The sequence below is a fragment of the Streptomyces sp. JHA26 genome (assembly GCF_002005565.1).
In the GTDB taxonomy this organism is placed as follows: Bacteria; Actinomycetota; Actinomycetes; order Streptomycetales; family Streptomycetaceae; genus Streptomyces.
In genome coordinates, this window is record NZ_BDJC01000061.1 from 1 (window position 1) to 23798 (window position 23798).

Annotated in this window: 16 protein-coding genes; 5 read left to right on the forward strand and 11 right to left on the reverse strand. The window is 73.5% G+C overall.

What is annotated here, in order from left to right; translation table 11 throughout:
• Together JHAT_RS28070 and JHAT_RS28075 are read right to left on the reverse strand one after the other, a co-directional pair.
• Positions 1 to 724, reverse strand: a 724-nt coding sequence (locus tag JHAT_RS28070; protein ID WP_143660527.1) for a TerD family protein, incomplete at its 3' end; no start/stop codon positions are given.
• 134 nt (positions 725 to 858) lie between these two features.
• Positions 859 to 1455: a M48 family metallopeptidase gene (locus JHAT_RS28075; protein ID WP_107482045.1), complete on the reverse strand. Its 597-nt coding sequence runs from the start codon at positions 1453 to 1455 to the stop codon at positions 859 to 861.
• Positions 1456 to 1700: 245 nt separating this feature from the next.
• On the opposite strand from JHAT_RS28075, the gene JHAT_RS28080 reads away from it, so the two are divergent.
• Together JHAT_RS28080 and JHAT_RS28085 are read left to right on the forward strand one after the other, a co-directional pair.
• Entirely contained in the window at positions 1701 to 2915 is a 1215-nt protein-coding gene (locus tag JHAT_RS28080; protein ID WP_077801078.1) for a TOMM precursor leader peptide-binding protein, read from the forward strand.
• Positions 2908 to 4296 carry an AarF/ABC1/UbiB kinase family protein gene (locus JHAT_RS28085; RefSeq protein WP_077801079.1) on the forward strand — a complete coding sequence of 463 codons (1389 nt, stop codon included), beginning with the start codon at positions 2908 to 2910 and terminating at the stop codon, positions 4294 to 4296. Before JHAT_RS28080 ends, JHAT_RS28085 begins: the two co-directional genes overlap by 8 nt.
• 122 nt (positions 4297 to 4418) lie before the next feature.
• Here JHAT_RS28085 and JHAT_RS28090 read toward each other — a convergent pair whose 3' ends face one another.
• From JHAT_RS28090 to JHAT_RS28105, 4 genes are all read right to left on the reverse strand, one after another.
• On the reverse strand, positions 4419 to 4742 hold the full coding sequence (locus tag JHAT_RS28090; RefSeq protein ID WP_077801080.1) for a hypothetical protein: 324 nt from the start codon (positions 4740 to 4742) through the stop codon (positions 4419 to 4421).
• A complete protein-coding gene (locus JHAT_RS28095) occupies positions 4739 to 5116 on the reverse strand; it encodes a WhiB family transcriptional regulator (RefSeq protein WP_077801081.1) in 378 nt (125 codons plus the stop codon). Before JHAT_RS28095 ends, JHAT_RS28090 begins: the two co-directional genes overlap by 4 nt.
• A 174-nt stretch (positions 5117 to 5290) precedes the next feature.
• Positions 5291 to 5629: a hypothetical protein gene (locus JHAT_RS28100; protein WP_171991093.1), complete on the reverse strand. Its 339-nt coding sequence runs from the start codon at positions 5627 to 5629 to the stop codon at positions 5291 to 5293.
• 165 nt (positions 5630 to 5794) lie between these two features.
• Positions 5795 to 7993 (reverse strand): ATP-dependent DNA helicase UvrD2, encoded by a 2199-nt coding sequence (locus JHAT_RS28105; protein ID WP_077801083.1) that lies wholly within the window; start codon positions 7991 to 7993, stop codon positions 5795 to 5797.
• Positions 7994 to 8160: 167 nt separating this feature from the next.
• On the opposite strand from JHAT_RS28105, the gene JHAT_RS28110 reads away from it, so the two are divergent.
• Entirely contained in the window at positions 8161 to 8403 is a 243-nt protein-coding gene (locus JHAT_RS28110) for a mycoredoxin (RefSeq protein ID WP_077801084.1), read from the forward strand.
• Between the two features lie 66 nt (positions 8404 to 8469).
• Here the strand turns inward: JHAT_RS28110 and nudC are convergent, their stop codons facing one another.
• From nudC to JHAT_RS28135, 5 genes are all read right to left on the reverse strand, one after another.
• Positions 8470 to 9414 carry an NAD(+) diphosphatase gene (gene nudC, locus JHAT_RS28115; protein WP_171991094.1) on the reverse strand — a complete coding sequence of 315 codons (945 nt, stop codon included), beginning with the start codon at positions 9412 to 9414 and terminating at the stop codon, positions 8470 to 8472.
• Positions 9415 to 9574: 160 nt separating this feature from the next.
• Positions 9575 to 10987 carry a dipeptidase gene (locus tag JHAT_RS28120; RefSeq protein ID WP_077801102.1) on the reverse strand — a complete coding sequence of 471 codons (1413 nt, stop codon included), beginning with the start codon at positions 10985 to 10987 and terminating at the stop codon, positions 9575 to 9577.
• Positions 10988 to 10997: 10 nt separating this feature from the next.
• Positions 10998 to 14609 (reverse strand): ATP-dependent DNA helicase, encoded by a 3612-nt coding sequence (locus JHAT_RS28125; protein ID WP_171991095.1) that lies wholly within the window; start codon positions 14607 to 14609, stop codon positions 10998 to 11000.
• Between the two features lie 238 nt (positions 14610 to 14847).
• On the reverse strand, positions 14848 to 18411 hold the full coding sequence (locus tag JHAT_RS28130; RefSeq protein ID WP_077801086.1) for an ATP-dependent DNA helicase: 3564 nt from the start codon (positions 18409 to 18411) through the stop codon (positions 14848 to 14850).
• A 266-nt stretch (positions 18412 to 18677) separates the two neighbouring features.
• Positions 18678 to 19064: an MGMT family protein gene (locus tag JHAT_RS28135; RefSeq protein WP_290439821.1), complete on the reverse strand. Its 387-nt coding sequence runs from the start codon at positions 19062 to 19064 to the stop codon at positions 18678 to 18680.
• Between the two features lie 185 nt (positions 19065 to 19249).
• Between JHAT_RS28135 and JHAT_RS28140 the strand changes: the two genes are divergently transcribed.
• Positions 19250 to 22096: a lysylphosphatidylglycerol synthase transmembrane domain-containing protein gene (locus tag JHAT_RS28140; protein WP_077801088.1), complete on the forward strand. Its 2847-nt coding sequence runs from the start codon at positions 19250 to 19252 to the stop codon at positions 22094 to 22096.
• Positions 22097 to 22213: 117 nt separating this feature from the next.
• The gene (locus tag JHAT_RS28145) at positions 22214 to 23761 is read left to right on the forward strand and encodes an alpha/beta hydrolase (RefSeq protein WP_077801089.1); all 1548 of its coding nucleotides are present in this window, start codon (positions 22214 to 22216) and stop codon (positions 23759 to 23761) included.
• The last annotated feature ends 37 nt before the right edge of the window (positions 23762 to 23798 follow it).

Genomic DNA, 23798 nt, shown 5'->3' on the forward strand with positions numbered 1-23798 from the left:
GCGGGCGCCGGGGCCGGAGCGGGCGCGGGGCCGGAGCGGGCGCCGGGGCCGGAGCGGGCGCAGGGGCCGGAGCGGGCGCAGGGGCGGCTGCGGGGGCGCCGAAGGCCGGGGGCGCCGACGCCTGGGCGGGCGGTGCGAAGCCCGGGGCGGCACCGGCCTGCGGCTGCTGCGGCTGCTGCGGCGCGGGAGCCTCGTCCTCGGCCACCTCGCCGCCGAAGTTCCTCAGCAGCGCCTCGAGACCGCCGTCGAAGCCCTGTCCGACGGCGGCGAAGCGCCACACGTCCTTCATGTAGAAGTCGCCCAGCATCACCGCGCGCTCGGTGGAGAACTCCGACCCGCTGAACGGGTACCGGGCCACCTCCTCGCCGCCCGCGACGATCCGGATGTATCCGGGGCCGATCTGTGACATCTGCCCGGCGCCGTCGATCGTCGCCGTGAAGGACAGCTTCTTGATCTGCGGCGGGATCCTGTCCAGGGTGACGCGGAAGGACTCCGTGTCACCCGCCTGCGCACCCAGGAGCTGGATGGACTCCTCGGGGGTCTTCGGCTGGTTGAAGAAGACGAAGTACCGGTCGTCGGAGAGCCGTTCGTCGGCGTCGAGTCCGAAGCAGCTGATGTCGAAGGTCAGACCGGGGCCGGAGATCTGCACGCCTACGTACAGATCCGTGCCCGCGGTGAGGTCACTGATCCTGGCCCTGTGGCCGCGTTGGAATTCCCTGGCCATGCGTTACGACCGTCCCCCATCCGAATGTGAGTGCGTCGCGCCAGGCTAACGGCAAACCCTGACAGCGGACGATGTCGGTACAGAGCCGGTACAGAACCCGCGCCCGCCCGTACCGGGGGCCTTCCCGGGCCGTGTCACTCGCTCCTGGCGCCGGGCACGTGCGGCAGCCGGTCGGCGGCGACCACACCTTCGAGGTAGCCCCGGGCCCGCTCGGTCCGCGGGTACGCCTCCAGCAGCCGCCAGAACCGGGGCCCGTGCCCGGGGACGAGCAGATGGGCCAGCTCGTGGAGGAGCACGTAGTCGACGACGTACTCGGGCATGCCCTGGAGGCGGTGCGACAGGCGGATGCTGCCCTCGGCCGGGGTGCACGAGCCCCAGCGCGTGTTCTGGTTGGTGACCCAGCGGACCGAGGCGGGCCGGGCCCGGCCGTCGAAGTACTGGGCCGACAGCCGCTCGGCGCGTTCGGCCAGCTCGGTGTCGCCGAGGACGCGCTTGCTCTCCTGGGCGGCCAGCTTGTCCAGCATGACGCTCACCCAGCGTCGTTCCTCCGCCTCGGACATCCGGGCGGGGATGAGCACGACGGTGCGGTCGCCCTCGCGGTACGCGGAGACCGTCCGGCGTCGACGGGTGCTCCTGCGAACCTCGATCGCGCTCGCCCCCGTGCCGCTCGGCAGCGGATTCGCCGGCGTGCGCTGGGGCGCTCCGGCGCGGTGCAGTGGGTCGGCGGACACGCCCCGACGTTACCCGCTGCGCACGGGGAAGTCCCGGCTCCCGGACGGTTCCGCGCCGATCCGTACGACAGCTTGTACGACGAACACCCACCGCCTGTGGACAACTTTCGACGCTCCGTGACGGATCCGGGCATGCTGGCACTCGACGACGGGCCTGTGACCGACCGCACCACCACCACGCGTCCGGTCGCCGTCGGCGCACGGGGACGTCTCGGGGACTTACAGCGACTTACGGGGGTTCGGTCATGCATCCGATGGTGAAGCCCGCGCTCAGGCGCGGCTGGCGCGATCTCAACACCGTGCAGTTCGGGATGACGCCGGCGCACGCGCTCACGCTCCGCCCGGTGGACACGGCGACGGGCAGCTTCCTCGAGCTGCTCAACGGCACCCGCGGACCGGCGCTGCTGCGCGAGGAGGGGCACCGCATGGACCTGCCGGACGGCCATGTCGACCGGCTGGTGCAGCGACTGGCGGGGGCCGGGCTCCTCGACGACTCCCGGGGTGGCGGGCCGGCCGCCGACGCCCTGCGGGAGAAGAAGGAGGTCCTCGACCGGCTCCGCCCCGACCTCGCGTCCCTGTCCCTGACGACCTCCCGTCCGGGGGACGCGATCCGGCACCTGGCCGCCCGGCGCGCGATGCGCGTACGGGTGCGGGGCGCGGGCCGCGTGGGCGCCGTGCTGGCCTGCCTGCTGGCGGGGGCCGGCGTCGGCGAGGTCGACGTGCGGGACACCGGCCGCGTCGAGCCGTGGGACGTCGCCCCGGGCGGGCTGACCGCCGAGTCCGTCGGAGACCGCCGGGACGAGGCGTCCCGGCGGGCCGTGCGCCGGGCCGCCCCGGACCGGCCGCCGCGCCGCGTCCCCACGTCCCCGCCCGAGGGCGGCGGCCCGGGTCTCTCCCTGGTGGTCCTCGCCCCGCGCGACGACGTCGCGACGCACGCCCCCGATCCGGCCCACGTCGACTCCCTGATGGCATCGGGCACACCTCATCTGTACGCCGGAGTCGTGGAGGGGACGGGCGTCGTCGGCCCCCTCGTCCTGCCCGGCGAGACGGGCTGCGCCGGCTGCCTGCACGCGGACCGTACCGACCGCGACCCGGTATGGCCGCGGCTGGTCGCGCAGTGGCGCTCCGGCCGACAGCGGCAGGTGCCGCCCTGCGACCTGACACTGGCCACGGCCGTCGCCGGGCTGGCGGCGGCCCACGCCCTCGCCTTCCTCGACGGCCGGACGCCGTCCAGTGCCGACGCGCGCTGGGAGGTCTCGCTGCCCGCGCTGCGGTGGCACACGCGACCGGTGCGGCCGCACCCCGCGTGCCCGTGCGGAGCCGCCGGCGAAGGTAAGCAGGAACACACCTCCGGGAACGGGGGCCGACGCGCGACAATGGCTGGGCAATGGCCGTCAGCCGAAGGACGTCGTGAGGCAGAGGCGGCGCGGCCGGCTGGGAATTGGAGGGCGCATGTCTGATCTTCCGCGCAAGGCGGTCACCCGGACCGCCAGGCTCGCCGCGCTCCCGCTCGGCTTCGCCGGGCGGGCGACCTGGGGACTCGGCAAGCGGATCGTGGGCGAGTCCGCGGAGATCGTCGGCCAGCAGCTCCAGCAGCGCACGGCGGAGCAGCTGTTCAAGGTGCTCGGCGAGCTGAAGGGCGGCGCGATGAAGTTCGGACAGGCCCTGTCCGTCTTCGAGTCGGCGTTGCCGGAGGAGGTCGCCGGCCCCTACCGGGCGGCGCTGACCAAACTCCAGGAGGCCGCTCCCCCCATGCCGACGCGCACGGTGCACGCCGTGCTCGCGGAGCGGCTCGGCGAGGACTGGCACGACCTGTTCCTGGAGTTCGAGGACAAGCCCGCCGCGGCGGCCTCGATCGGCCAGGTGCACCGGGCGGTGTGGCACGACGGCCGCGAGGTGGCCGTCAAGGTGCAGTACCCGGGCGCCGGCGAGGCCCTGCTGTCCGACCTGAACCAGCTCAGCCGCTTCGCCCGCCTCCTCGGCCCGCTCGTGCCCGGCATGGACATCAAGCCGCTGATCACGGAGTTGAAGGACCGGGTCTCGGAGGAGCTGGACTACGCCCTGGAGGCACAGGCGCAGCGCGCCCACGCCGAGGAGTTCGCGGGCGACCCGGACATCGTGGTGCCGGACGTGGTCCACGAGTGCCAGCAGGTCCTGATCACCGAGTGGATCGACGGCATCCCGATGTCGGAGGTCATCGCGGACGGCACACCGCAGCAGCGGGACCGGGCCGGCCAGCTCCTGGCCCACTTCCTGTTCTCCGGTCCGGCCCGCACCGGCCTCCTGCACGCCGACCCGCACCCGGGAAACTTCCGGCTGCTGCCCGGCGGACCGGAGGGCGAGGACGACTGGCGGCTGGGTGTCCTGGACTTCGGCACGGTCGACCGCCTCCCGGGCGGACTGCCGGAACCCATCGGCGAGGCGCTGCGCATGACGCTGGACGGCGAGGCGGAGGCCGTCTACGAGATGCTCTGCGCGGAGGGCTTCGTCAAGGAGTCGATAGAGCTGGAGCCCGACGCCGTCCTCGACTACCTCCTGCCGATCATCGAGCCGGCCCGGGTGGACGAGTTCACCTTCACCCGCGGCTGGATGCGCAGCCAGGCGGCCAGGATCGCCGACCCCCGCTCCCCCGCCTACCAGCTGGCCAAGCGGCTCAACCTGCCGCCGGCCTATCTGCTGATCCACCGGGTGACCCTGAGCACCATCGGGGTGCTGTGCCAGCTGGGCGCGACGGTGCGGTTGCGCGAGGAGCTGGAGGAGTGGCTCGTGGGCTTCGTCCCCGGGGACGAGGAGGAAGCCGAGGACCACGAGGCCGAGGCGGAGGCGGCCGCCGAGGCGTGAGCCGCCAGGGCGTGAGCCGCCGGGGCTGAACGCGCCGCTGGGGCCGGTCCGTTCCGACGGACCGGCCCCAGCGGGGAAGGCTTCGCCTCCTGGAGGGAGGCCACCGCTTCGGGTGTGATCGGTTACTGCATGACCGCCATGGCGAGCGCGCGCCGGGCGCGCATCGAGGCGCGCTCGGCCCGGCGCTGCATCCGGCGGGCGGTCGCCACACGCAGGGCGCGGCGTTCCCGCTCGGCCTCATGCAGGCGCTCGTGCATATGCGCACGTGCCAGGGCTTCTGGGATGAGTTGCATCTCACGGGTCCTGTTCTGACGCGAGTCCTTCGCGCCGCTGGTGGTGAAGTCTTCAGGCGTCGTGCCTGCGATCTCGTCGGTGGACGGCTTCATCGGGGCCTGCTTCTTGGGGTCGTGCGTGAGGGGGCGGTCGATCGTTCCGGTGATGTTCATGCTGTGACCGGGTTCTTGCGCGGGCGGCCACGGGGCCGCTTCCGGGCGACGACGACACCCTGGACGAACAGCTCGCCACCCCAGACGCCCCAGGGCTCACGCCGCTCCTTGGCGCCGGCGAGGCAGGCCTCGATCAGCGGGCAGGTGCGGCAGAGGGACTTGGCGTACTCGACGTCCGCCGGCGACTCCGCGAAGAAGACCTCCGGGTCGTAGGAACGGCAGGGGACGGGCACGCCGAGGTTCTCGATGGCGTCGTCGAGCGCGGTGAGCGGGGTGAGCGCGGTGAGCGGGGTCAAGGCGGGGTCCTCCGTGAGGCCGGGCTTGGGGATCGTGTCGGAAGGCGGTACGGACGGGGCGTGCGCTTCGAGTTGCACGGTTGGTCTTCCTCGTCTGGTCGTTCCGGCCGGTCGGCCGGTGTGCGGCTTGGTACCGGGTTCTTTTCTTGTCCCGAGGCTCCTTCGTGCTGTCGTCCCCGTTCGGGGAAAACAGAAGGGCCGCGGATCCCGGATGGGGTTCCGCGGCCCTGAAGGCGCCGGCCTGATCGACGATCAGGCTGGATCACTCCAGGGTTCTGGCCCACGGAAGGCCCACATCAGGTGGTGCTGCGTCGTCTGCTTCCGGAATCCGGCACCGGTCGCCGTAAAGGCATAGGCCTGAGCCTGTGCCGCTACTGCTGCTTCCAGTGCCTTGGTCGGTCGCTCATTGCGCTCACGGACGGGAAGGCCCGCGGGAGCAACGGAGAGGGACGCCGGACGCGCGGCACGAATGCCGGACAGACCGGTGCCCTGGTGGGAAGCGCCGAGCATGCGCAGGGAGGCGGCCGAGCGATCGGTCAGTTTGGCGGTGGAACCGGCGGTGGTGCTGACGTTGATGCTGATGCTGATCACTGGATTCGCCTCCTCTCGGCGTCTCGGGGGACCGGTGCGAACCGGTCCACGGATAGGCAAGTACAACACGGATGCAGGGCCTCCGGGAAGGCCGCTGTTCCCCGTGACCAAGAACCTATGGGGATTCCCGGGGCATGCGCAAACTATTTTTCCGACGAGTTCGGATCATTCCTCGCCGTCAAGCCCGGCGACGTCCCGGCCTGCGCAGATGGCCAGGACGTCGGCTCCGTAACGGTTGAACTTGCGTGCCCCGACCCCGGGGATCCTCGCCAGTTCGTGTTCGTCCTCCGGCACGGACTCGGCGATCGCCATCAGCGTCTTGTCCGTGAAGACGCAGAACGCGGGCTGCCCGCTGCGCCTCGCCTGGACCGCCCGCCACTCGCGCAACCGCTCGTAGACGCCCTCGTCCATGTCGGACGGACAGTCCTCGCAGCGCATCAGCTTCATCTCGCCGGCCTCGGTGAGCGTGCGGCCGCAGACCCGGCAGCGGGCCGGGGTCCGCCGGGCGCGCCGTGGTGCGACGACCGTGGTGCCGCGTCCGAAGCCGCGCTCCACACCGCCCGGACCGCCGGCGGACGCGTGTGCGCCGGCCGGGGCCGAACCGGGCCGCAGTCCCTTGAGGAACCGGCTGGGGCGGCGGTTCGGGCGGCCGCCGGGCGAGCGGGCGAGCGCCCAGGAGAGATGCAGGCGCTCGCGGGCGCGGGTGACGCCGACGTAGAGGAGGCGGCGTTCCTCCTCGATCTGCTCGTCGGTCTTTGCGTAGGTGATCGGCATCATGCCCTCGGCGACGCCCACCAGAAAGACGACGTCCCACTCCAGGCCCTTGGCCGAGTGCAGCGAGGCGAGGGTGACGCCCTGCACGGTCGGCGGGTGCTGGGCGCCCGCCCGCTCGTCCAGTTCCGCGACGAGGTCGCCCAGGGTGGCACCCGGCTGGGCGGCGGCGAAGTCCTGGGCGAGGGAGACCAGGGCGGCCAGCGACTCCCAGCGCTCCCGGACGGCACCGGATCCCGCCGGGGGCTGCGGTGTCCAGCCCTCCCCCGACAGCACCGCGCGCACCTGGGACGGCAGGTCGACGGCGTCGTCGAGGAGGTGGTCGTTGCCGCCGAAGCGCGCGGCGGCCCGCAGGGCGCTGCCGGCCTTGCGCACCTCGGGACGGTCGAAGAAGCGTTCCGCGCCCCGCAGCTGGTAGGGGACGCCGGCGTCGGCGAGGGCCTGCTCGTAGGTCTCGGACTGGGAGTTCGTACGGAACAGGACCGCGATCTCCGCGGCGGGGACGCCCGCGTCGACGAGCTCGCGGATGCGACGGGCCGTGCCCTCGGCCTCGGCCGGTTCGTCGGGGTACTCGGTGTAGACGGGCTCGGGACCCGGGGGGCGCTGGGAGACCAGCTCCAGACGGTGGTCGGCGGCCCGGCCGCGGGCCTGGGCGAGCAGGCCGTTGGCGAGGTGGACGACCTGGGGGGTGGAGCGGTAGTCGCGGACCAGCTTGACGACGGTGGCGCCGGGATGACGGACACGGAAGTCGAGCAGGTGGTCGGGGGTTGCTCCCGTGAACGAGTAGATCGTCTGACTGGCGTCGCCGACGACGCACACGTCGTCGCGGTCGCCGAGCCACAGCTCCAGCAGACGCTGCTGGAGGGGGCTGACGTCCTGGTACTCGTCGACCACGAAGTGCTGGTACTGGGCGCGGACCTGCTCGGCGACGTCGTGGCGGTCCTGGAGGACGGCCACCGTGAGCAGCAGCACGTCCTCGAAGTCGATGACGCCGCGCTCCCGCTTGAGGTTCTCGTAGGCGGAGTAGAGCTGGGCGATCTCCGCGGCGTCGCGGGGCGCCTCGCGGCCGGCCTTGGCCGCGGCGGGGGCGTAGTCGGCGGGAACGGTCTGGGTGACCTTCGCCCACTCGATCTCGGAGGTGACGTCGCGCAGCTCGCCCCGGTCGAGACGCAGGTGGCAGGCGGCGGCCGCGTCGGCGACGAGCTGGATCTTGCGGTCGACGAGCCGGGGCAGGGAGCCACCGATCGCTTTCGGCCAGAAGTACTGGAGCTGGCGCAGCGCCGCCGAGTGGAAGGTCCGGGCCTGGACGCCTGTCGCGCCGAGCTGGCGCAACCGGCCGCGCATCTCTCCGGCGGCGCGGTTGGTGAAGGTGACGGCGAGCACGCTGGAGGGCTGGAGGATCCCGGCGCGCACCCCGTAGGCGATGCGGTGGGTGATCGCCCGGGTCTTGCCGGTTCCGGCGCCGGCCAGCACGCACACCGGGCCGCGCAGGGCGGTGGCCACCTCGCGCTGCTCGGGGTCGAGCCCTTCGAGCACCGCGTCGGCCGAGTCCGGTACCTGCGGGAAAAGGGTGGAGTGCGTTGCTGCTGTCACACCGCCATGCTGCCAGGTCGGGGGTGACGGGTGCGTCGGGCCGTCCACAGGCACGCACCGATGGTCGTACTGATGCGACGAGTGTCACGCCCCGGGAATGGCGGCGCCGCCACGGACGTTCTCCTCCTGCGACCTCATCCCCGAGCCGCCGAAGGAGCACGAGAGACATGCCGGGCACTGTGACGATGTACAGCACCACGTGGTGCGGCTACTGCCGTCGGCTGAAGAGCCAGATGGACCGCGAAGGCATCGCGTACACCGAGATCAACATCGAGCAGGACCCGGACTCCGCCGCGTTCGTGGAGAAGGCGAATGGCGGGAACCAGACGGTTCCCACCGTGCTCTTCCCCGACGGCTCGACGCTGACGAACCCGTCGCTGGCGCAGGTGAAGCAGAAGATCGGCGTCTGAGCGGTTCGGCGTGCGGTGAAGGGGCGGCTCCCTGTGTGGGGGGCCGCCCCTTCGGCGTGTTCCGTCTCAGACGAGGCCGCGGGTCGGCAGCGGCTTGCCGTACCAGAGCTCGATCAGGCGGGCCGCGATCGAGATGCCGTAGGGCGGGAGCACCTCGCCGGACTCGAAGGCGGCGCCCAGTTCCTCGCGGGAGAACCAGCGGGCCTCGTGGATCTCGTCGCCGTCGACGTTGATGTCCGTCGAGGTGGCGCGGGCCATGAAGCCCAGCATGAGGCTGGACGGGAAGGGCCAGGGCTGGCTGGCGACGTACTCGACGGGGCCGACGGCGATGCCGACCTCCTCGTAGACCTCGCGGCGCACCGACTGCTCGATGGACTCCCCGGGCTCCACGAAACCGGCGAGCGTCGAGAAGCGGCCCTCGGGCCAGTGGACCTGGCGGCCGAGCAGGATGCGGTCGTCCGCGTCCGTGACGGCCATGATCACGGCGGGGTCGGTGCGCGGGTAGTGCTCGGCGCCGCAGGCGGGGCAGCGGCGGATGTGGCCGGCCGCGGCGATGACGGTGCGCTCGCCGCAGCGGGAGCAGAACCGGTGCAGGCGCTGCCAGTTCTCCAGGGCGACCGCGTGGGTCATCAGGCCCGCGTCGCGGGGCGACAGGAGCAGGCCGGCCTCGCGCAGCCCCGCCGGGCGCGCGGACTGGTCCATGCGGCCGGGCAGGGAGTCCTTCTGGAGGGCGAAGTAGCTGACGCCGTCCTCGTCGGTGCCCAGGAAGTACCGGTGCGCCTCGGTGAGCGGGGCCTCGAAGGAGGGGGTCATGACGAGTTCGGTGCGCCCGTCGGGCGTCTCGTCGATGAGGACCTGGCCGCCGGAGACCACGAAGCAGCGCGTCGAGGGGTGGCTCCAGGCCGCCGCGAGCCAGGCCTCGTCGAGCCGGTGGTGGGCTGCTCGGTCGATGCCGTTCGGGGCGGTGAGCGAGATGGGACGGTCGGCGGTGTGGTCGGTCCAGGTGGTCACGGGTGCTTCCAACTCCCCCGGTGAGCGGTTGGTGGTTCGGCAGGTGGTTCAGCGGGTCGTACGGCGGGTGGTGACCGGGGCCGGGAGGGCCGGCGGTGCGGGGCTGTCCTTTCGGTGCGCCGCGCACGCGATGCCGGCCCGGCCCGGGCCGAGCGGGGGCTCAGGGTGCGTGGCGCCAGTGCTCCGCCAGGTCGCCCCACAGGTGGGCGGAGGTTTCGACGCCCTTGAGGAGCAGGTCGAGCTCGACCTTCTCGTTCGGGGCGTGCCAGCCGTCGGACGGGACGGAGATGCCGAGGAAGAGCACCGGTGCGCCGAGGACCTCCTGGAGGTCGGCGGCCGGTCCGGATCCGCCTTCGCGGGTGAAGCGGACCGGTTTTTCGAAGGCCCGGCCCATGGCGCGGACCACGGACTGCAGCGCCGGGTGGTCCAGCGGTGTCAGGCAGGGGCGCGTGGCCGATCCGAAGGTGATCTCGCAGCGGACGCCGGCCGGCACCTGCTCGGCCGCCCAGGCACGGACGGCCTTCTCCACGTGGTCGGGGTCCTGTCCCGCGACCAGGCGGAAGGAGAGCTTCACCATGGCGGAGGACGGGATGATCGTCTTGCTGCCGGGGCCCTGGTAGCCGCCGCCGATGCCGTTGACCTCGGCGGTGGGGCGGGCCCAGATGCGTTCCAGGGTGGTGTGGCCGGCCTCGCCGTGGGCGGCGTACGACCTGGCCGTGCGCAGCCACTGCTCCTCGTCGAAGGGCAGCTCGGCGAAGAGGTCGCGTTCGCGGTCGGTGAGTTCGATCACGCCGTCGTAGAAGCCGGGGACCGCCACGCGCGCGTGCTCGTCGTGCAGGGCGGCCACCAGGCGGGCGGCGGCCGTGGCCGGGTTGGGGACCGCGCCGCCGAAGGAGCCCGAGTGGATGTCCTGGTCGGGTCCGTGCAGCCGGATCTCGCACTCGGCGAGGCCGCGCATGCCGGTGCACACCGTGGGGGTGTCTTCGGACCACATGCCGGTGTCGGAGACGATCACCGCGTCGGCGGCGAGGCGCTCGGCGCGCTCCTCGACGAGGGCGCGGAAGTGCGGGGAGCCGGACTCCTCCTCGCCCTCGATCAGCAGCTTGAGGTTCACCGCCGGTGCGGTGCGGCCGGTGGCGGCGAGGTGGGCGCGGACGCCGAGTGTGTGGAAGAACACCTGACCCTTGTCGTCGGCGGCACCGCGCGCGTAGAGGCGGCCGTCGCGGACGACGGGCTCGAAGGGGTCGCTGTGCCAGCCGTCCTCGCGGGCCGCCGGCTGCACGTCGTGGTGACCGTAGACGAGGACCGTCGGTGCGGCGGGGTCGCCGGAGGGCCACTCGGCGAAGACGGCCGGGGCGCCTGCGGTGGGCCAGACCTCTGCGGTCGGGAAACCGGTCTCCTTCAGCTTGGCGGCGAGCCAGTCGGCGCTGCGGCGTACGTCGGACGCGTGGGCGGGCTGGGCCGACACGGACGGGATGCGCAGCCATTCGGCGAGGTCGTCGAGGAAGACGGCGCGGTGGTGCCCGATGTACGTACGGACGGCGCTGACGGCGTTGTCAACGGGGTGGCTCATGCTCACGAGCCTATCGGCCCGCGCGGACACCCCGACCGTGCGGTTCGTCACCGACCGGCTCGCCGAGCAGCAGGCGCTCCAGCGCGGCACGGTCCGGCAGGCCGTCGGGGCGCACGGCTTCGCCGCTGCGTACGTACAGGAAGGTGGCCGTCACCGATTCCAGCGGCACCCGCTGCTGCTCGGCCCAGGCGAGGCGGTACACGGCGAGCTGGAGCGGGTCGGCGGTGCCGTCGCGGCTCGTCTTCCAGTCGACGATCTCGTACGTCGCCGCCGGGCCCTCGCCCTGCTTGTAGACGGCGTCGATCCGGCCGCGTACGACGCGTCCGGCGAGCGTGAGCTGGAAGGGTGCCTCGACGCGGTACGGGGTGCGGTGCGCGTACTCGGTGCGTTCGAAGGCGTCCTTGAGGAACTCCAGGTCGCGTTCGTCGGCGATCTCGGCCTCGCTGCCGGGCAGCTCCTCCGGCTCCAGCATGGGCAGCGTCAGCGCTTCGAAGCGGGACTCGACCCAGGCGTGGAAGCGGGTGCCGCGGCGGGCGGCGGGCTGGGGCGGGCGGGGCATGGGGCGGGCCAGCTCCTGGGCGAAGCCGTCGGGGTCGGCGGCCAGGTGCAGCAGCTGGGAGGCGGTCAACGACGCCGGGAGGCGCACCTCGGTGACGCTCTCACGGGCGCGCAGCAGCTCGCCGGTGAGGGCGTCCAGGTCGCGGTCCCAGGAGGCGACGGTGCGGGCCTCCTCGGGCGTGAGGCGGGCGGCGGGGATGTCCCGGGGGGCGGGGTCCGGCAGGGGCGGCTGGGGGCGGGGGACGCCGGTGCCGCCGAGATGCGGCGGGGGCGGCGCCTGGTGCGGGATCACCGGGCGCGCGGCGGGGCGGCCGGGCGGCCGGGAGTCCCCGTGGGCGGAGTCCTCCGGGGAGTCGGGATCCTCGTCGACGGGCAGGGCGTCCTCGTCGGCGGGGACGGCGTCCTCACCGACGGGGAAGGCGTCCTCGAATACTCCTTCGAAGTCCTCCTCGAAAGGGTCCTCCGGGTCGGGGAAGGGCTCGTCGTCCTCGGGGGGCGGCGGCCAGTCCGGGTCGTCGTAGGTGTCCGGGTCGTGCGTGGCGGTGGGCCGGCCGTCGTCCTGGGAGGCCAGGCGGTCCAGGTGGGCGAGGACCGTCTCGGCGGCGGACCGGCGCAGGGCGAGGGCCTCGTCGTCCAGGGGCAGGGGCCAGGCCCGGTCGGCGGTGGCCTCGAGGAGGGCCGGGTTCTCCTCGTCCTCGGCGGGTTCGTCCGCCCACGCCTCGATCTCGCCGTACCCGGCGGCGCAGTGGTCGTACAGGGCCCGGAGGAAGTCGGACGGTCCGCGTGGCTTCTTCTGGCTGGGGCACCAGTGGCCGGAGCCCAGGAGCAGGGAGCGGGGGCGGGTGAAGGTGACGTAGCCGAGGCGGAGTTCCTCGGTGTGCTGGTGCTCCTTCATGGCCTCGTGGAAGGTCTTCAGGCCCCGTGAGTCCCAGGAGGGGACGTCGGGCAGGGTGTCGGCGTCGCCCCGCAGCGCGTGCGGCAGCACCTTGGCCTGGGCGGTCCACTTCTCGCGGCCCTGTCCGCTGGGGAAGGTGCCGGTGACGAGCCCGGGGACGGCGACGACGTCCCACTCCAGGCCCTTGGACTTGTGCGCGGTGAGCACCTTGACGGTGTTCTCGCCGCCGGGCAGGGCGTTGTCGAGGCCCTTCTCGTACTGGGCGGCGGTGCGCAGGAAGCCGAGGAAGGCGAGCAGGGTGGCCTCGCCGTCGCTCGCGGCGAAGGAGGCGGCGACGTCCAGGAAGTTCGACAGGGTCTCGCGGCGGCGGGCGGCCAGGGCGTGCGGGGACGCCGACAGCTCGACCTCCAGGCCGGTGGTGGCGAGGACGCGGTGCAGGACGTCCATCAGGGGGTCGGACAGGGCCCGGCGCAGGTCGCGCAGCTCGGCGGCCAGGCGGGCGAACCGTATGCGCGCTTCCGGCGAGAAGGGCAGTCCGTCGTCGTCCCCGGTGCCGTCGAGCGGGGTCTCCAGGAAGGTGTCGAGGGCGTCGGCGAGGGAGATCACCTCGGACGGGTCGACGCCTTCGACGGCCTCGGCGAGCCGCCGGTCGGGGTCCTCGTCGCCGGCCACGCGCGCGTGGCTCACGAGCAGCCGGGCCCGGCGTCCCAGGAGGGCGAGGTCGCGCGGGCCGATGCGCCAGCGCGGGCCGGTGAGCAGGCGGACCAGGGCGGCGTTGGCGCCGGGGTCCTGGAGGACCTCGCAGACGGCGACCAGGTCGGCCACCTCGGGCAGGTGCAGCAGGCCGGACAGGCCCACGACCTCGACGGGGACGTCGCGGGCCACCAGCGCGCCCTGGATCTCGGCGAAGTCGGTCGCCGTGCGGCACAGGACGGCGATCTCCCCGGGCGCCTTGCCGGTGTGGACGAGGTGGGCGACGGAGTCGGCGATCCAGTCGATCTCCTCGGCGTGCGTGCGCAGGAGGGCGCAGCGGACCGTGCCGTCGCGTTCGGCGCCGGGGGCGGGGCGCAGGGCCTCCACGCCCGCGTGCATGGCGCGCAGGGGTTCGGCGAGGCCGTTGGCGAGGTCGAGGAGGCGTCCGCCGCTGCGGCGGTTCTCGCTGAGCGCCTGGCGGGTGGCGGGGCGGCCGTCGGCGTGCGCGAAGTGCTCCGGGAAGTCGTCGAGGTTGGCGACGGAGGCGCCGCGCCAGCCGTAGATCGCCTGGCAGGGGTCGCCGACCGCGGTCACGGGGTGGCCGGTGCCGCCGCCGAACAGGCCGGCGAGGAGGATGCGCTGGGCCACCGAGGTGTCCTGGTACTCGTCGAGCAGTACGACCCGGAACTCGTCGCGCAGGACGCGGCCCACCTCGGGGAGGCCGGCGAGCTGGGCGGACAGGGCGATCTGGTCGCCGAAGTCGAGGAGGTCGCGTTCGCGTTTGGCGGCCCGGTAGCGGATCACCAGGTCGGCGAGTTCGCGGCGGGCGGCCGCGGCCTCGGGGACCTTGCGCAGGTCGGCGTTGGTGAGCCTGGCGCCCTGGAGGGTGGTCAGGAGGTCCGCGTCCCAGGCCCGCAGTTCCTCGGGGCGTACGAGGTGTTCGGCGAGCTCGGCGTCGAGGGCGAGGAGGTCGCCGACCAGGTCGGCGAAGGAACGGGTGAGCGCCGGATACGGTCCGGGTGCCTCGCGCAGCACGCGCGCGGCCAGCTGGAAGCGGGTGGCGTCGGCGAGCAGGCGGGACGTCGGCTCCAGTCCGAGTCGCAGGCCGTGGTCGGTCAGCAGGCGACCCGCGAAGGCGTGGTACGTGGAGATCACCGGCTCGCCCGGCGGATCGTCCGGGTCGATGGCATCGGGATCGGTGACGCCGGCCCGGACGAGGGCCTTGCGGACGCGTTCGGCGAGTTCGCCGGCCGCCTTGTTGGTGAAGGTGAGGCCGAGCACCTGCTCGGGGGCGACCTGGCCGGTGCCGACCAGCCACACCACGCGCGCCGCCATCACCGTCGTCTTGCCCGACCCGGCTCCGGCCACGATCACCTGCGGGGCGGGAGGCGCGACGATGCAGGCCGTCTGCTCCGGGGTGAAGGGGATCCCGAGGAGCTCCTTGAGCTGCTCGGGATCGGAGATACGGGCGGGCACGTCGAAGAGGCTAGCGGCGGTCACTGACAGCGGACGCCGAGAGCGCGGTGCGGGCGGGGAGAAGCGCAGGTCAGCGTGTGGGGTGCGACTGGTCACACCGGTCGCGCCGGTCCCTGGCGGCCGGTCGCACCGGTCGCGCCGCTCCATGGCGTCCTGTCCCTTGGGCCGCTCCGCCTCCCTGGCGTCCGGTCCCGCGGGCCGCGCCGCGTCCAGGCGTGCCGTCCGTCCCCGGACCGCGCTACTCCACGACGTGCCGTCCCTCGGGCCGTGCGCTGCAGGAGGCGCGGAAGGCGCAGTGCGTGCAGTGCTGGCCCGCGGTGGGGGTGAACCGTTCGTCGAGGACCTTGCCGGCGGCCGTGGCCAGCAGGTCCCCGACCCACTCCCCCTCCGGACCCGTCAGGGAGTCCTGCGCCTGCACCTTGGGCAGCGTTTCGCCGCCGTCGCGCTTGGCCGCGCCCTGGCGCAGCTGGACGAGTTCCGCGCCGCCCGGTTCGGGGCGCACCCCGCCGAAGGCCTCGTCGACGGCGCCTTCGCGGACGGCGAGCTGGTAGACGGCGAGCTGGGGGTGGCGGGCCACCTCGGCGGCGCTGGGGGCCTGCTTGCCGGTCTTGAAGTCGACGACGTAGGCGCGGCCGTCGGCGTCGGCCTCGACGCGGTCCATCTGGCCGCGGATGCGCACCTCGTAGTCGCCCGCCTCCAGGGTCACGTCGAAGTCGTGCTCGCTGGCCACCGGTGTACGCCCGGCGCGGTCCATGACGTGCCACTTGAGGAACCGTTCGAGCGCCACGCGCGCGTTGGCCTTCTCCTGCGCCGACTTCCACGGCGCGTCGAAGGCGAGCGCGTTCCACACGGAGTCCAGGCGCTCCATGAGGACGTCGAGGTCGGCCGGGGTGTGCCCGGAGGCGACCTCGTCGGCGAGGACGTGCACCACGTTGCCGAAGCCCTGGGCGGCGGTGGCGGGCGCGTCGGCCTTCACCTCCCGGCCGAGGAACCACTGGAGCGCGCAGGTGTTGGCGAGCTGGTCGAGGGCGCTGCCGGAGAGGGTGACGGGCCGGTCGCGGTCGCGCAGCGGCACCTTGCTCTCGGTCGGGTCCCACATGCCCCACCAGCGGTAGGGATGGGCCGACGGCACCAGGGGGCGGCCGTCCTCGTCGGCGAGGGCGGCGAGGCGGGCCAGGCGGTGGGCGGCGGCCTCGCGCAGGGGGGCGGAGACGCGCGGGTCGACGGTGGTGGCGCGCAGTTCGGCGACGAGCGCCGCGACGGCGAGGGGGCGGCGCGGGCGGCCCGTGACGTCGACGGGCTCGACGCCGAGCTCGGTCAGGAACCGGGAGGGCTGGTCGCCGTCGTCGGCCGGCGCCTTCACGGCGGTCACGACGAGGCGTTCGCGCGCGCGCGTGGCGGCCACGTAGAACAGGCGGCGCTCCTCGGCGAGCAGCGCGCCCGGTGTGAGGGGTTCGGCGAGTCCGTCGCGGCCGATCCGGTCGGCCTCCAGCAGGGAGCCGCGGCGGCGCAGGTCCGGCCACAGGCCCTCCTGGACGCCCGCGACGACGACCAGCCGCCATTCGAGTCCCTTGGAGCGGTGCGCGGTCATCAGGCGGACGGCGTCGGGGCGGACGGCACGCCGCGTGAGGGTGTCCGCGGCGATGTCCTCGGCGTCGATCTCCTCCAGGAAGTTCAGCGCGCCGCGCCCGCCCGTGCGTTCCTCCGCGCGCGCGGCGGTCGCGAACAGGGCGCACACGGCGTCCAGGTCGCGGTCGGCGTTGCGTCCGGCGGCGCCGCCGCGCCTGGCCGCGCGTTCCAGGCGGGCGGGCCAGGGTGTGCCCTCCCACAGGTCCCACAGCGCCTCCTCGGCGCTGCCGCCGCCGGCGAGGCGCTCACGGGCCTTGCGGAGCAGCGCGCCGAGGCGCTGGGCGCCGCGCGCGTACGCGGGGTCGTGCACCGCGAGGCGTTCGGGCTCGGCCAGGGCGCGGGCGAGCAGTTCGTCCGAGGGCGGCGGCAGCGGGTTGCCGGCGGCGCGCTCCTCGTCGCGCAGGGCGCGTCCGAGGCGGCGCAGGTCGGCGGCGTCCATGCCGGCGAGGGGGGAGGTGAGCAGGGTGAGGGCGGTCTCGGTGTCCAGCCAGCAGCCGGTCCCGGCACGGGCGGTGCCGGCCGCGGGGGCCTCGGCCACGTCGTGGGGGCGGGGCGGGGCATCGGACAGGCCGTCCGCGCCGGGCCCGGCCCCGGACGCGTCACCGGCGTCCGGCCCGGCCTCGGACACGCCTCCGGGACCGGGAGCGGGCGCAGCCTCCCGCACATCGTCCGCACCGACCTCGGCCCCGGACGCGCCGTCCGCCCCGGCCCCGGACACGCCCCCGGTGTCCCGGGCGGCTTCCGCCGTCTCGTCGCTGCGGGCGTCGGGCCGCTGTTCCGCGAGCGCCGTCGCCACCGCGCGCAGGGCCGTCAGCAGCGGTGCCACCGCCGGTTCGTGCCGCAGGGGCAGGTCGTCACCGTCGACGTCCAGCGGGACACCGGCCGCGGTGAGGGCGCGGCGCACCGCCGGGATGGTGCGCGAACCGGCACGCACGAGGACGGCCATGTCGCTCCACGGCACACCGTCCTCGAGGTGGGCCCGGCGCAGGATGTCGGCGATGTTGTCGAGCTCGGTGCCGGGCGTCGGGTACGTGTACACCTCGACGCGCCCCCCGTCCCGCACGGAGGCGAGCTCGCGGTGGGCGCGTACCTTGTCGGCGGGCAGGCGGGTCAGCGGCATGCGCTGGGTCAGCAGCCGGGTGGCGGCCAGCAGGGCGGCCCCGGAACGGCGCGAGGTCCGCAGCACCTCCACCGGCGCCGGGCGGCCGTCCGCGCGCGGGAAGGCGTGCGGGAAGTCGAGGATGCCGTTCACGTCCGCGCCCCGGAAGGCGTAGATCGACTGGTCGGGGTCGCCGAAGGCCACGAGGGTGCGTCCGTCGCCCGCCAGGGCGTGCAGCAGCCGTACCTGGGCCGGGTCGGTGTCCTGGTACTCGTCGACGTACACGGCGTCGTACCGTGCGGCCAGCCGCGCGGCGACCTCGGGGCGGCGGGCGAGCAGCACCGCGCGGTGGACGAGTTCCGCGTAGTCGAGGACGCCCTGCAGGTCGAGCACGTCGAGGTACTCGGCGAGGAAGACGGCGGCGGCCCGCCAGTCGGGGCGGCCGATGCGCCGGGCGAACGCCTCCAGGGCGTCCGGGCCGAGGCCCAGCTCGCGGCTGCGGGCGAGGACCGCGCGGACCTCGTCGGCGAAGCCGCGGGTGGTCAGACAGGCGCGCAGCTCGTCGGGCCAGCGCACGTGCGCCAGGCCGAGCCGCTCCAGGTCCGCCTGTCCGGCCAGCAGCTCGCGGACCGCCACGTCCTGTTCCGGGCCGGACAGCAGCCGCAGCGGCTCCACGAACAGTTCGCTGTCCTGGTGGGCGCGGACCAGGGCGTAACCGAAGGAGTGGAAGGTCGTGGCCCGGGGAGCGCGCGCGGCGCCCATGCGCAGCGCCATCCGGTCGCGCAGCTCGACGGCCGCCTTGCGGCTGAAGGTCAGGACCAGGATCCGCTCCGGGTCGCCGCCGCGGTCGATCCGTTCGGCGACGGACTCGACGAGGGTGGTGGTCTTGCCGGTGCCCGGGCCGGCGAGGACGAGCAGGGGTCCGGTGCCGTGGTCAACCACGGCACGCTGCGCGGCGTCCAGACGAGGAGGAGTCACCCGCGTCGGCGGGGTGCGCACCAGTCGGTAGGCGCCAGGGCTCCCCCGTCGCACCTGGGGGTGCGACGGGCGTCCGGTGGAGGAAGAGGAGCTCACGTGGTTCGCCGGTCCTGGTGGGTGTGCTGGTGGGGTGTCCGTCCTGCGGGGGCGGCGGTGGCCGCCGCGTGAGGGGGACGCGCGCGGCCGACGCTACGCCGACGAACGAGGCGGAGGCAGGGCTTCCTGTTCTTCCCCCGGGTCACTCGCGGCGCGGGTGTCCCCCGCCCCTCGAACGTACGTCATGCCACAGGGATGTCCGATGTGCCCTGTTTCCCTCATACGGATCACTGGTCACACGCCGGTCCGTCCCATGGCGGAAGCTGTCAGGTGTGACCCTGTGCGCGTTCGCCGCCGTCCCACCGCGCTCGTCTCAGGTCGATGCGCGGCAGATGGCCTTCGGCGGCTCTGCCCGCCTCTTTCAGGGGCGTCCCCTCCGACCGGTAGTGGCCGAGCGCCTCCAGCTCGTGCCCCGCGAGCAGGACCCCGTCGGCGCGGACGATCCGCCACCAGCAGACGCCTCCGCCGTAGAGGGACATCACACGGCCGACCTGCCGGGGTCCGCCCTCCTCCAGGTACTCGGCGACGTCCCCGTACGTCATGACGCGGCCCGGCGGAATCAGTTCGGCGACGTCGAGGACGCGCTCGGCGTACTCGGGCAGCGCGTCCGCGTACTCCGGAGGGAATTCGTCCGGAAGGCTCTGCTCGCTCATCCGTCCCATCCTGCCCCACCCCACCGACAACGCGGCGGACTCACGGCGGTGCGCTCCCCTCGCCCGCGGGCGAGGCTTCGGGCAGACTGTGCCGCCCGCACGGGCACCCTGATGCCCCCGGCTGTCGGTCCGGCATGCCACCATCGTGCGGTCGGTGACCAGTGATACGAGAGCAAGAAGAGGCGATGGAGCAGCAGGGAGTGCACCCCGAGGACGCCGAGGGCACCTCCGACTCCTCCTCACGCCCGGACGCAGCCGCCGACGACGAGAAGCCCGTCGCCGGTGGTGGGAAACCCGTCGGCGACGAGAAGCCCGTCGCCGGTGGTGGGAAATCCGTCACCGACAGCGAGAAACCCGTCGACGACGGTGAGGAGCCCGCCGGGGACGCGGTCGGCCGCCCGTCCGCGACCGCCGCCGACCCCGGTGACGTGGCGCACATCGACGAGGTGGAGGGCGACGAACCGCTCCTGCCCGCGCGCGTGCACCGTCCGTCCGACCTGATGCGGCTGCTGGTGGGCGTGCTCGCGGTCGTCGTGCTGCTCGCCGTCGCCGCCTTCGCGCACGGCACCACCTCGGGCCTCGAGCAGGACATCAACAAGGGCACCGGTCAGGCCCCCGACCTGCTGATCAAGGTCGCGGGTCTGGCGTCCAGCATCGCGATCCTCCTGGTGCCGGTCGCGTTCGCCGTCGAGCGGCTGATCAAACGGGACGGGCTGCGGATCGCCGACGGCGTGCTCGCGGCGGTCCTCGCGCACGGGGTGACCCTCGCCACGGACCTGTGGGTGGCGAAGGCGGCCCCCGGTTCCATCCAGGAGGCGCTCACCCAGCCCTCGCCGGGCGACATCCACGCGCTCACCGACCCCGTGCACGGCTACCTCGCACCGGTCATCGCCTACATGACGGCCGTCGGGATGTCCCGCAGACCCCGTTGGCGCGCGGTGCTGTGGATCGTGCTGCTCCTCGACGCCTTCTCCATGCTCGTGACCGGCTACACGACGCCGTTCTCGATCATCCTGACCGTCCTCATCGGCTGGACCGTGGCCTACGGAACGCTGTACGCGGTCGGCTCCCCCAACGTTCGCCCCACCGGCCGGACGCTGATGGCGGGCCTGCGGACCGTCGGCTTCCGCCCGGTGACCGCCGCCCGTGAGGAGGCGCCGTCGGAGAACGCGGAGACCGGCGACCGGGGCCGGCGCTACTTCGTCACGCTGGAGGACGGCCGGCCGCTGGACGTGACGGTGGTGGACCGCGAGCAGCAGGCGCAGGGCTTCTTCTACCGGGCGTGGCGCAATCTGACGCTGCGCGGCTTCGCCACCCGCAGCAGCCTCCCCTCGCTGCGGCAGGCGCTGGAACAGGAGGCCCTGCTCGCCTACGCGGCGATCGCGGCCGGAGCCAATGCGCCGAAGCTGATCGCGACGTCCGAACTCGGCCCCGACGCCGTGATGCTCGTCTACGAGCACACCGGCGGCCGCACCCTCGACTCGTTGCCGGACGAGGAGATCACCGACGGCCTGCTGCGCCAGACCTGGGAGCAGGTGCGCGCCCTGCAGTCCCGGCGCATCGCGCATCGCCGGCTGGTGGGCGACGCGATCCTGGTGGACCGTTCCGGCACCGTGATCCTCACCGAGCTGCGCATCGGCGAGATCGCCGCCGGCGACCTGCTGCTGCGCATGGACGTCTCCCAGCTCCTGGTGACGCTGGGTCTGCGGGTGGGTGCCGAGCGCGCGGTCGCCTCGGCCGTGGACGTGCTCGGTCCCGACGCCGTGGCGGACTGTCTGCCGATGCTCCAGCCCATCGCGCTCAGCCGCTCCACCCGCGCGACCCTGCGCAGGCTGGCCCGGGAACGGGCCGAACGCGAACGGGAGGCGGTCCTCGAGGCGTCCCGCCAGGCCAAGCCGGCCCGTTCCGAGGCGGCCGGCACCGACGTGCCCGCCGTGTCCGGGAAGTCCGACAAGAAGGCCGCGCGCGCGGAGCAGCGGGCCGAGAAGCGGGCCCTGGACGATGCGCTGGAGGAGGCCCGCGAGGAGGACCTGCTCACGCAGATCCGGTACGCGGTGCTGCGGATCAGGCCGCAGGCCCCCGTCGAGCCGGCCCGGCTCGAGCGGGTGCGCCCCCGCACACTGATCAGCTTCATCGCCGGTGCGATCGGCGCGTACTTCCTGCTGACCCAGCTCACGCACATCGAGTTCGGACCGCTGATCGCGAACGCCCAGTGGGGCTGGGTCGCCGCGGCCGTGCTGTTCTCGGCGGCGAGCTACGTCGCCGCGGCGATGGCCCTGCTCGGCTTCGTGCCCGAGCGGGTGCCCTTCGTGCGGACCGTGGCCGCGCAGGTGGCCGGATCGTTCGTCAAGATCGTCGCTCCGGCGGCGGTCGGCGGTGTCGCGCTGAACACCCGGTTCCTGCAGCGGGCGGGGGTGCGGCCGGGACTCGCGGTGGCGAGTGTCGGCGCTTCCCAGCTGTTCGGACTCGGCTGCCACATCCTGATGCTGCTCTCCTTCGGTTACCTGACCGGCACCGAGAAGACGCCCTCGCTGTCGCCGTCCCGGACGGTCATCGCGGGTCTGCTGACGGTGGCGGTGCTCGTGCTCGTGGTGACGTCGGTGCCGTTCCTGCGGAAATTCGTCGTCACGCGCGTGCGGTCGCTCTTCGCCGGTGTCGTGCCCCGGATGCTGGACGTGCTCCAGCGGCCGCAGAAGCTGGTCACCGGTATCGGCGGCATGCTGCTGCTCACCGCCTGCTTCGTGATGTGCCTGGACGCCTCGATCCGGGCCTTCGGCGACGACTCGACGTCCATCAGCGTCGCCAGCGTCGCCGTCGTCTTCCTCGCGGGCAACGCGCTGGGCTCCGCGGCGCCCACGCCGGGCGGTGTCGGCGCGGTGGAGGCCACCCTGACGGTCGGCCTGATCGCCGTCGGCCTGCCCAAGGAGGTCGCCGCGCCGGCGGTGCTGCTGTTCCGGCTGCTCACCCTGTGGCTGCCGGTGCTGCCGGGCTGGCTGGCCTTCAACCACCTGTCCCGGAAGGAAGCGCTGTAAGGCCCCTGCGGGACCCCGCTCCGCCCGTGCCTCGTACGCGACTCGTGCTCCCGCCGCCCGTACCTCGTACGGCTCGCGCCCCGGGCGTACGGACCCGCCCGGACGCACGATGGAGGCATGCCGATTCCCGCCCGGCTGCGCGCCGCCGCCCTCACCGCCACCGCCGTCCTGCTGTCCGCCCTCCTGGCGAGCTGCGGCGACGGTCCGCAGGACGACGAGAGCCTGACGGACCAGAAGCTCGCCTGGAAGGACTGCCCGGCACCGTCCCAGGCCGAGGGCGGCGGCCCCGCGCCGTCCCCGCTGCCGGACGGCGACGCGTGGCAGTGCGCCACCATGAAGGCCCCGCGCGACTGGGACGACCCCGAGGGCGACACGATCGGCCTGGCGCTGATCCGGGCGAGGACCAGCGGCCCGGCGGACCGGCGGATCGGCTCGCTGGTCTTCAACTTCGGCGGCCCCGGAGGATCGGGCGTCACCACCCTGCCCGCCTTCGGCCAGGACTACACGACCCTGCGCACCCGCTACGACCTGGTCAGCTTCGACCCGCGCGGCGTCGGCCGCAGCGCCCCCGTGGAGTGCCTGGACGACGAGCAGCTCGACACGTACTTCCAGCAGGACGCCACCCCCGACGACGCGGCCGAGCGCAAGAAGCTGCTGGACAACACCGAGGACTTCAACACGGCCTGCGAGAAGCACTCGAAGGACATGCTGCCGCACGTGGCCACCACCGACGCGGCCCGCGACATGGACCTGATGCGCCAGGTCCTCGGCGACGACCAGCTGTACTACTTCGGCATCTCCTACGGCACCGAACTCGGCGGCGTCTACGCCCACCTGTTCCCGAAGAGACTGGGCCGCGCCGTCTTCGACGCGGTCGTCGACCCGACGCAGAACGCCGAGCAGAGTTCGCTCGGGCAGGCGAAGGGCTTCCAGCTGGCCCTCGGCAACTACGCCGAGGACTGCGTGTCCAAGGCCGAGGACTGTCCGGTCGGCGACAGCGTCCAGGACGTCGAGGACCGCATCGCGCGGCTGCTGAAGGACCTCGACCGCAGACCGATCCCCGGCATCTTCCCGCGTGACCTCACCCAGACCGCCGCGACCAGCGGCATCGCCCAGGCCCTGTACTCGAAGGACTTCTGGGAGTACCTCACCGAGGGCCTGGAGCAGGCGTACGACGGCGACGGCAGGATCCTCATGGCGCTGTCGGACTCGCTGAACGGGCGGAACGAGAACGGTGAGTACAGCAACATCGCCGCGGCGAACGTCTCCATCAACTGCGCCGACGACAAACCCCGTTACGACACCGCGTACGTGGAGAAGAAGCTGCCCGAGTTCCGGAAGGCCTCCCCGCTGTTCGGCGACTACCTCGCCTGGTCCATGGTCAGCTGCACCGACTGGCCGGTGGCCGGTGCGGCCGACCACCCCGACGTCAGCGCGCCCGGTGCGCCGCCGGTCCTGGTGATCGGCAACACCGGCGACCCGGCGACGCCCTACGAGGGCGCCGGGAGGATGGCGGACGCGCTGGGCAGGGGCGTCGGCGTGGAGCTCACCTGGAAGGGCCAGGGCCACGGGGCGTACGGGGGCGGGAGCGACTGCGTGGACTCCGCTGTCGACGCCTACCTGCTGAAGGGAACGGTGCCGAAGGACGGCAAGGTCTGCTCCTGACGACGGCTGGGGCGGGGGCGCCCCTGGCGCGGATGGT